Source organism: Ruminococcus sp. AF31-8BH, assembly GCF_003460605.1.
GTDB classification, from domain to species: Bacteria; Bacillota; Clostridia; order Lachnospirales; family Lachnospiraceae; genus Blautia_A; species Blautia_A acetigignens.
On record NZ_QTVN01000005.1, the window covers coordinates 275222 to 283677 of the forward strand.

The window sequence follows — 8456 nt, forward strand, 5'->3', positions numbered from 1 at the left end:
TATGGAAATAATACATGAAAATGAATATTTATACAGGATGAACAAAGAGGCAGAGCCGTATCTTGAACTGCACCGTCAGGAAAAATATGTCTCAAATGCCGAAAATTTCATTCGAGGTAAAAATAAGGATTTTTCAGGAAAAATACACATACAGTATTATCTGGCAAAAAATCCCAGGGGTGTCATTGTGATCAGTCACGGTTTTACAGAAGGTTCGCCGAAATATGATGAGATGATTTATTACTTTCTGAAGGCTGGGTATCATGTGTATATGCCAGAACATATGGGGCATGGGTTGAGCTATCGGCTGACGGCAGATCCGTCTCTTGTGCATGTGGATATCTGGAAAAGGTATGTGCGGGATTTTTTGAAAGTATGCCGTGAAATAAAAGGAACACATTCGGATTTACCCCTGATTCTTTTTGCCCATTCTATGGGAGGGGCAATTGGTGGGATTTCGGCATCCTGGGAGCCTGGACTGTTTCAGAAAATCATATTAAGTTCGCCTATGATCCGTCCTCTTACAGGAAAGGTGCCCTGGCCGCTTGTAGTTTTGATTGCACATTTTGAATGCTTTTTCGGAAAGGCTCAAAAGTATGTGGCAGGGCAAAAACTCTATGATGGAGGGGAAAGCTTTGAAACCTGTGCCGGAACCTCGGAATCAAGATTTGAAAGATATGATAAAATTCGCAGGGCGCACAAGGAACTGCAGACCTGTGCGGCATCCTATGGCTGGCTTTTGGCAGCTATAAAAATGAGTTGGTATCTGCGGATTTGGGGGTGGAAAAAAATAAAGGTACCTGTACTTTTCTTTCAGGCAGAAAATGACGATTTTGTATCTGTGCGCGCACTGAAAAGATTTGCAGGAAAAGTGAAGCAGCAAGGCAGCAGCTCCTGTAAATATATTTATATGCCTGGAACAAAACATGAAATCTACTGCAGCGATGACTCCTCTATGGAGAAATATCTGAAACAGATCTTCCGCTTTTTAGAAATAGATGCACAGGAAATTTATTGACAGGCCTTTTTAAACGGGAAGACAATACTGAGAGCATAAAGAAATATACAATCTCTTTTCAGTATGCTAAGATTAGAGCGTGTTTGAAAAATCATTCCCGCAATCTGCACGCCCCACTTTGCGGTATATTTTGCCCGAATTCAGTTGCCGTAGCCCGCTACGGCGCCCTCATCCGGACAAAATCTCCCACAAATTGTGACGCACATCTTGCAGAAAGCCTTTTTCAAACACGCTCTAGAGAAAATGTAGAAGTATTGTTGTCAATATAAGGGGCTTTTTGGTACTTTGGGTATTGGTATAATCTCAGTATTTACTACGAGCTATTAGTTTCGCTTAGTAATGAAAAATTGAGAAGAATGGAATTCTCCCAATGTTAAGAAAAAACCGAAATACGAGCAGAATGAGGTAAAAAATGAGCTATAGAAATGTGAAAATAGAGAAAAGCGCGAGAATCGCCAAGCAGTCCATCATCCTTGGAGACGTAACCATCGGCCGCGACAGCTGCGTCCTGTATTACGCCGTCATCCGCGGCGACGACGCCCCCGTCACCATCGGCGCAGAAACCAACATCCAGGAAAACTGCACCATCCACGTAAGCCACAACATGCCCGTCCACATCGGAAACAACGTCACCATCGGCCACAACGCCGTCATCCACGGCTGCACCATCGGCGACCGCACCCTAATCGGAATGGGCACCATCATCCTAGACGGCGCCAAAATCGGCACCGACTGCATCATCGGCGCCGGCAGCCTCGTCACCAAGAATACTGTAATTCCAGACGGTTCCCTGGTAATGGGAAGCCCCGCGAAGATTAAGCGGAATCTTACGTGGGAGGAGAAACTGGGGATTGTGGAGAATAGTAAGGAGTATGTGGCGGTAAGTGCGGAGATGCGGGAGCAGGGAGTGCTGTGAAAATAGTGCGCGGCACAAATAGCTAAAACTTATGGAGAGGAATAAATGGGGAGAAGATTTTTGTACGGTTGATTGTGAAAACAGACTTTTTTGTTATATTTATAATATTAGAAAAGGTTGAAGCTTTGTGGAGGAGCATATGGATTTTAAGAAAATTATTGAAGATACGATAGTTCCGATAAATTTTCCCGTGGAAGAAAAAAAGGCTTGCTATGATGCTGTTGATAAATATGTTAATAGTATCTTGCCAAATAAATTATATCGTTTTAGAGCTTGCTCTGAAAGAAATCTAAGTGCATTTTATAATGATGAATTATGGTTTTCTAATGGAAGCACAATGAATGATGACTTTGATGCAAGGATTTATTACGATAAGAAAAGAATAGAAGGACGGCTTGGTTCATTGTTATCTGAAGAGGGAGAGCTAAAAGCGGTAGAAAAATTAATAACTATGGAACAACCGCCGCAAAAATTATTAGAACTTATTCCAAATGCAGAATATATCTTTAAGTGCTTGAAAGAAGCACCAAAAGGACAGAGAGTGGATATTTCAAACAATTTAATTCAACATTTGTTGGAAAATCTTGACGTAGCATTAAAAGATACGACAGAGCAAGTACAACGTATAACAAAGTTTGCGTGTTTTACACAGAAAATTTGCTCAGATATGATGTGGGGGCAGTATAGCAATAACGCTACAGGATTTGCGTTAGAGTATGAATTTGGTAATGAGAATAAGACTACTTATGTTGATAATAATATGCAGACTCATGTTTGGGGAAAGTTGTTTCCTGTAATATATGACGATAAGAGATTGGATACTACAGATTATGCCGCATACTTATTTCAAATACAAATTCTTAAAGGAATGGCTCAAAGCATAGGTTTTCCATATAATGCATCATGGCTGAACGCAGTTGTTCCATGTCCGGATGAGTTTATGGCAACTAAGTTAGCTATAAAAAAATCTACAGATTGGAAAGCTGAAAAAGAATGGAGAATGTTTTATTTAACAGATAATACTTTATTGGCCAACGAAGAACATTCTTGCGTTATTCAAAAACCAAGTGGGGTATACTTAGGGCGTAAAATTAGTAAGATAAATCAGAAAATTATTGTAGATATGGCAAAAGAAAAAGGAATTCCTGTGTATAAAATGGATTTCAATGAGGACTCAAGAAATTACAAATTGAAAAAATATAGGCTAATATAAAAAAGCTAAGCAACTGTACCCTATAAAATGGGAGAAGTTAAGAGTAACTGCCATAAAAATACATCTTTTTGACGAGAAATGCTATATCTAATGACAGATAATAATAGCGTAGAAAATAGGAAAAGAAAAGCTTACAAGATAAAAATAACTTGACATTTTATAATCCAAAAACTATATTATAAAAAGGAAATATTGAATACTAGAAAATAAGTGTTTAATGCTTATACATTCTGCGATAAAGTTACATCTAAGAAAGATGTAAAAATATCTTTAAAATCCTATTTTATAAGGAAGAAGTATAAATCTTTAGGATCCTTATATCTTGGTTTATCTCCAAATCCAATTATTTCCATATTAAATCTAATATATTGTAAATTTGCGGATAAGGGTGTTTTATATATAAAATGGAAAGGAGACGAACGATGAAAATTTTTTCATTTTTTGCGGGCTGTGGATTTCTCGATCTAGGATTTGAACAGAATGGCTTTGATATTGTATTTGTTAATGAATATAATCCAGAATTTATGAGAGCGTACAGATATGCAAGAGAGTACATGCATGTTAATATTCAAGAACCTCAGTGTGGGTATTATCAAGGTGATGTTAATGATTTCTTGAATGATATTAATATGCAGAATAATATGAGGCAGGACATGCAAGAATATAGAAATCATGGGGAATGGGTAGGCTTTATCGGCGGGCCCCCATGTCCGGATTTCTCGGTAGCAGGACGTCAAAGAGGAAGAGATGGAGATAATGGACGACTTTCACAATCATATGTAGATTTGATTATAAGAATGCATCCGGATTTCTTTTTATTTGAAAATGTAAAAGGACTCTGGCAGACGAAAAGGCATAGAGCATTTTATGAAGAATTAAAAACATCTTTACAAAATGCCGGATATAAAACAACTGAACGCTTAACAAATGCATTAGAATTTGGAGCTCCACAAGATAGAGATAGAATACTATTATTTGGTGTAAGTCAGAATATTTTACATCCAATTAATTATCAAGGAAATGATCTGAATAATTTTAATTGGGGACAATATCAGCAATATGACCTTTGGAATATAAAAAAAGAGATTCCATGGCCAGGAACAGAAACATTCCAAGAAGGAAAGGTTACGCAGCCACCAGAGGGGATTCCAGTGCAGCTGACAGTTCAACATTGGTTTGATCAAAATAATGTGACAGAGCATCCAAATGCAAATGATTATTTCAAGCCGAGAGCAGGCTTAGCTAAAATGCAGACGATTGACGAAGGGGATGTTGGAAGAAAATCGTATAAAAGAATTCACAGGTGGAGATATTCCCCAACAGCAGCTTATGGCAATAATGAAGTGCATTTACATCCGTACCATGCAAGGAGGATGTCAGCAGCGGAAACTTTGGCAATTCAAACGTTACCAGCAGACTTTATACTGCCACCAGATATGAGTCTGTCGAATATGTTTAAGACCATAGGTAATGGTGTACCGTATGTTTTAGCAAGTGGAATAGCACAGACTATTAGAGATTATTTAAATGCAAATGCTATACAAAATGTAAATGGAAATCAGATCTATCAATTGATAGATTTGTCAAATGTTTAAAAATAAGGTGCCACATAACATCCACTTTGATGGTTGTGTGACACCTTATTTAGATTATGAATTTAAGTCTTCACAAAATGTTTCAATAAATGCGGCCTGGACGCCTTTTAGTTTTCTTTCTTGGCAAAGTCCTAACAATTCACTGACAGAAGAATAGGAAAGATATAGTGCATGCAATTCTTTAAATTCTGGTCTATTAACTTCTCTGAATACTTTATCTCTGAGGTCATCAGGTGCAACAATAATAAAACGCATATCGCTAAGTGATGGCATATGTTTTTTGAAAGAAAGCATTCGATTTAAACCGCTGGTTACACCTGTTGAATTTTCAACTTCAAATATAGCAGGGATGCTTTTGTTTCCAATCCACATTGCGTCAATTAAACTACCTGCTCTTGCAGCACCGTCCATAATATTTATAAGAGGTACATCATTTAAAGATGTGACCATATTACTTTGAGCAGAAAGAAATTTGCCTTTATATTTGGCTCCCTGGTCATTTTTTGCAATGTAAGTATTTAGGAAAAGTGCGCGACCAATTTCATATATGGCCATTTGCATACGAAGGTGAATTCTGCCTTCTTCAGAATCGATTTTTCCGGATTTTATTAGGGCTTGAGGGAGCTCGAGAGCATCATAAATTACACTTTTAGATGGAAGTTCACTTATTTCGAGTCCAGTGACCTTTTTTTCCATAAGTATTCCAAGAGCATGTGGTTCGTCTGGAATCCAGATAACATGCTTATGGCCGCGTTTGGTTTTGGGCTTTCCGTTAATATTTTCAATTCTGCCAGGAAAACAATAATAAAATTGCGGGGTATGGCATAATAGTGTTTCTAACGCTGAACGAGTATTATATGAAGCTCCAAGCAATCTGTCTATATTAATTGGCATTTGGGGAGTAATGGCATTTGCAACTCGTGATAACATTTGAGTGGAAATGGACTCAATTTTTGCTTGCTTCTGGATTTCGCCTTTTGAGGGATCCCATCTCTGAATAGAAATTGGACCACATGCTCCTTCAATATCGGTTATGGAAACTAAAGTCTTAGTTGCCTTGTGGATATAGCCAAATCCCTGATTTTTCGGTAAAGATTTAAGGACATTAACAAGTATTTCAATAGACATATTTGTAGTTGTAGTCATAACGTTTTATCCTTTGTGTAATTCGTGAGATTTATAAGCTGATGTTATTATAATTTTAGGAGTTACGCAAGAAAAATTATTGAAAATATACAAAAATAATTATAAATTTAATGAAAATATACCTAGAATATGAATTGATTTTTGTCGGTTTTACTTGCTTGCAATATTAATTAATGTTGTTTTGCTGGTTAAATTGAGTATAATATAAACAAGTATAGTAATTGATAATAATGTGATATTTACAGGATGAGATTATGGATAAGTTGACACCTGAACAGCGTAGAAAAAATATGCAGAGTATAAAGGGAAAAAATACGAGCATTGAACGGATATTAAGAAAGGCTTTATGGAATAAAACATCGGTGTACAAGGGGTACAAACAAGATAAAATAGAAATGAGGGGTGATAGAGCGGAAATGTCAGATTTTCCACTCTATCTGAACACGGTCGCTGGTGGCCTTGATCGTAGAGATCAAACCATCGGCGGCTTTTCTTTTGTCGTCAAAATCTATGCTGTCCCAGTTGTCGAGATAATAGGATAACTTCTTTATCTGCTGGGGAGATATGGTTTCAACGCTCAATTCAGCGATTGCCTTTGAAATGGTCTGGCGTCGGGTGTCCAGTTCTTCAATTTTTTTGTTAGCGTAGGCAAGCAAGGTCGCATTGGCTCCGGTTAGCGTATCCAGCAGCTTTTCAATTTCTGCCTCCACCTGTGCCAGCTCCACTTGATAGGCGGTCAGTTTCGGATTGACTTTTTCCTCTCTGCCGTGGAGTATCTGAAAGTCTTTGAACTTTTCCTGCATGGCCGAGAAAATGAATTGCTCAAATTCTTCTTTGCGGATTTTCCCACAGCCCGGACAGCCTTTGTTTTCCGTCCGTTTGGTACAGCGGAAATATCCGGTGCTATTTGGTACATGGGTGGCTTTCAGAGCATACCCACAATGCCCGCATTTGATTTTTCCAGCCAGCCAAGTGTTCTTCGGTTTCCGTCCCTGCTGGAATGTGGTGTTTGCCATAAGTTTTTTCCGGCATTTAAGCCATGTGTCAGAGGAAATGAGTGCTTCGTGGGGAGCGATAACAAGTATCTGGTCTTTTAAGCACCTGTCCTTGTCCTCCTTCACATCCCGCCCCTGATAGAGATAGCAGCCGTTTGTTCCAGCAAAGTCAGAAGCGTCATTCACAATCGCTGCACCCTGGCTCTTGAAAAATTCGTACAGCTCCAAATCGGCCTGTGCGTAAACGGGGTTTCTTAAAAGCTGGGAAAGAAATGTACGGAACATGGATTTGCCATAAATTTTTATGTCATGTTCCTCGAAGTATCGGGTAATATCTCCGAAGGAGGTTTCCGGTTCAGCGTACATTTCAAACATCAGCCGAACATGGTCGGCGGCTACGGGGTCGGCAACCATTTTCTTTGTGCGGATACCCTCTACCACAGTAGGCTCTAACTGATAACCGTATGGCGCCTGTCCGCTCATGTGAAAGCCTTTCAGGCACCGGGAATAGTAGGCGTCTGTGACACGCTTCTGAATTGTCTCACGTTCAAGCTGGGCGAATACAATGCAGATATTCAGCATGGCCCGGCCCATCGGGGTCGAAGTATCAAACTTTTCCGTGGAGGATACAAACTCCACATCGTACTCTTGAAACAGCTCCATCATCGTTGCAAAGTCCAGAATAGAGCGGCTTATACGGTCCAGCTTGTACACGATGACCCGCCGAACCTTTCCCTTGCGAATCTCGCCCAGCAGCTTTTGAAACTCCGGCCTGTCCGTGTTCTTGCCGGAATAGCCCTTGTCCTTGAATACCCGGCAGCTCCCGCCTTTCAATTCATACTTGCAAAAGTCGATCTGACTTTCAATGCTGATACTGTCCTTGCGGTCTACTGACTGTCTTGCGTAAATACAATCTTCTCTGATAAATTCCATATTGGGCTCCTTTCCTTGTTGGAATGGAGCTACCAACCTTACAACTATATTATACCATCAGCAGCCCCGGACAACAATGTTGCGAATGATTAGGGAAACCTGTCCCCATATTTGCTGAACACCTCAAAAAGGCAGCGCTCAATTTCTTTTTTGCGCTGTTCTTTCTCCTTCGGTGGAAGCACCGGCGTGAGGCTTTCCAGCACAATGATCTTCCCTTGAAATGCGACAGACTTTGTTTCTCGTTCATAAGTGACAGCTTGCGTCATTGAAAACCTCCTTTGCGAAAGTGCGTGTATATGCCAGCCTTTCCCACTTGTCCCGTGGGGAAACGTCAAAAGACGGCACCCAGCAGGTGCCGCCCTTTGAGCTTTCTCCACTTCGGGTCAATGTGGCCCGAGGTCAGTAAGGACTGGAAAGGTACTTTTCTTTGGCGTCCTCCACGCTGTTGAGGTCGAATACTTCATAAAGCTGCCCCACAACACGCCGTATATCCTTCTTTGAAAATCCGCAGTCCTCCATTGCCATAATGACATAACCACGGCAGGCGTCATTGCTCCATTCGTCCGGTTCCAAGCCGGGGATCATTCCAAACGCATTTCCCATAAAGTGCTCCTTTTTTGAAAAGATGGGGAGCCACGCC

8 protein-coding genes and 3 pseudogenes are annotated in these 8456 nt (G+C 40.0%); 6 read left to right on the forward strand and 5 right to left on the reverse strand.

Annotation, left to right across the window (positions count from 1 at the left end; genetic code table 11):
• The first annotated feature begins 1 nt into the window (after nucleotide 1).
• Nucleotides 2–1018 (forward strand): alpha/beta hydrolase, encoded by a 1017-nt coding sequence (locus DWZ38_RS08690; protein WP_117851670.1) that lies wholly within the window; start codon nucleotides 2–4, stop codon nucleotides 1016–1018.
• On the opposite strand, the pseudogene DWZ38_RS23410 reads toward DWZ38_RS08690, so the two are convergent.
• Nucleotides 1012–1212: pseudogene (locus DWZ38_RS23410) on the reverse strand (DUF6783 domain-containing protein). The gene DWZ38_RS08690 and the pseudogene DWZ38_RS23410 overlap by 7 nt on opposite strands.
• Between DWZ38_RS23410 and DWZ38_RS23415 the strand changes: the two are divergent.
• The 4 genes and pseudogenes from DWZ38_RS23415 to DWZ38_RS08710 form a co-directional block, all read left to right on the forward strand.
• A pseudogene (locus DWZ38_RS23415) lies at nucleotides 1162–1287 on the forward strand (DUF6783 domain-containing protein); the annotation flags it as partial. The pseudogenes DWZ38_RS23410 and DWZ38_RS23415 overlap by 51 nt on opposite strands.
• 143 nt (nucleotides 1288–1430) lie before the next feature.
• The gene (locus DWZ38_RS08700) at nucleotides 1431–1934 is read left to right on the forward strand and encodes a gamma carbonic anhydrase family protein (protein ID WP_117851674.1); all 504 of its coding nucleotides are present in this window, start codon (nucleotides 1431–1433) and stop codon (nucleotides 1932–1934) included.
• Nucleotides 1935–2073: 139 nt separating this feature from the next.
• The gene (locus DWZ38_RS08705; RefSeq protein ID WP_117851678.1) at nucleotides 2074–3147 is read left to right on the forward strand and encodes a DUF2971 domain-containing protein; all 1074 of its coding nucleotides are present in this window, start codon (nucleotides 2074–2076) and stop codon (nucleotides 3145–3147) included.
• Between the two features lie 422 nt (nucleotides 3148–3569).
• Nucleotides 3570–4742, forward strand: coding sequence for a DNA cytosine methyltransferase (locus DWZ38_RS08710; protein ID WP_021926496.1), 1173 nt, complete (start codon nucleotides 3570–3572; stop codon nucleotides 4740–4742).
• 54 nt (nucleotides 4743–4796) lie between these two features.
• Here DWZ38_RS08710 and DWZ38_RS08715 read toward each other — a convergent pair whose 3' ends face one another.
• Nucleotides 4797–5888, reverse strand: coding sequence for a restriction endonuclease (locus tag DWZ38_RS08715; protein ID WP_117851685.1), 1092 nt, complete (start codon nucleotides 5886–5888; stop codon nucleotides 4797–4799).
• Between the two features lie 254 nt (nucleotides 5889–6142).
• On the opposite strand from DWZ38_RS08715, the pseudogene DWZ38_RS23085 reads away from it, so the two are divergent.
• Nucleotides 6143–6247 (forward strand): annotated as a pseudogene (locus DWZ38_RS23085) (very short patch repair endonuclease); the annotation flags it as partial.
• Nucleotides 6248–6307: 60 nt separating this feature from the next.
• Here DWZ38_RS23085 and DWZ38_RS08725 read toward each other — a convergent pair.
• From DWZ38_RS08725 to DWZ38_RS08730, 3 genes are all read right to left on the reverse strand, one after another.
• Nucleotides 6308–7816 (reverse strand): recombinase family protein, encoded by a 1509-nt coding sequence (locus DWZ38_RS08725; RefSeq protein WP_005927564.1) that lies wholly within the window; start codon nucleotides 7814–7816, stop codon nucleotides 6308–6310.
• A gap of 89 nt (nucleotides 7817–7905) precedes the next feature.
• Complete coding sequence (locus DWZ38_RS22200) at nucleotides 7906–8082, reverse strand: hypothetical protein (RefSeq protein ID WP_167541534.1); 177 nt, start codon at nucleotides 8080–8082, stop codon at nucleotides 7906–7908.
• 133 nt (nucleotides 8083–8215) lie between these two features.
• Nucleotides 8216–8419: a hypothetical protein gene (locus DWZ38_RS08730; protein ID WP_117851693.1), complete on the reverse strand. Its 204-nt coding sequence runs from the start codon at nucleotides 8417–8419 to the stop codon at nucleotides 8216–8218.
• Nucleotides 8420–8456: the final 37 nt, after the last annotated feature.

What these genes read in the sequence shown, in the direction of transcription:
- DWZ38_RS08690 (WP_117851670.1), top strand. Translation starts at nt 2, where the DNA reads ATGGAAATAATACATGAAAATGAATATTTATACAGGATGAACAAAGAG.
- DWZ38_RS08700 (WP_117851674.1), top strand. Translation starts at nt 1,431, where the DNA reads ATGAGCTATAGAAATGTGAAAATAGAGAAAAGCGCGAGAATCGCCAAG.
- DWZ38_RS08705 (WP_117851678.1), top strand. Translation starts at nt 2,074, where the DNA reads ATGGATTTTAAGAAAATTATTGAAGATACGATAGTTCCGATAAATTTT.
- DWZ38_RS08710 (WP_021926496.1), top strand. Translation starts at nt 3,570, where the DNA reads ATGAAAATTTTTTCATTTTTTGCGGGCTGTGGATTTCTCGATCTAGGA.
- DWZ38_RS08715 (WP_117851685.1), bottom strand. Translation starts at nt 5,888, where the DNA reads ATGACTACAACTACAAATATGTCTATTGAAATACTTGTTAATGTCCTT.
- DWZ38_RS08725 (WP_005927564.1), bottom strand. Translation starts at nt 7,816, where the DNA reads ATGGAATTTATCAGAGAAGATTGTATTTACGCAAGACAGTCAGTAGAC.
- DWZ38_RS22200 (WP_167541534.1), bottom strand. Translation starts at nt 8,082, where the DNA reads ATGACGCAAGCTGTCACTTATGAACGAGAAACAAAGTCTGTCGCATTT.
- DWZ38_RS08730 (WP_117851693.1), bottom strand. Translation starts at nt 8,419, where the DNA reads ATGGGAAATGCGTTTGGAATGATCCCCGGCTTGGAACCGGACGAATGG.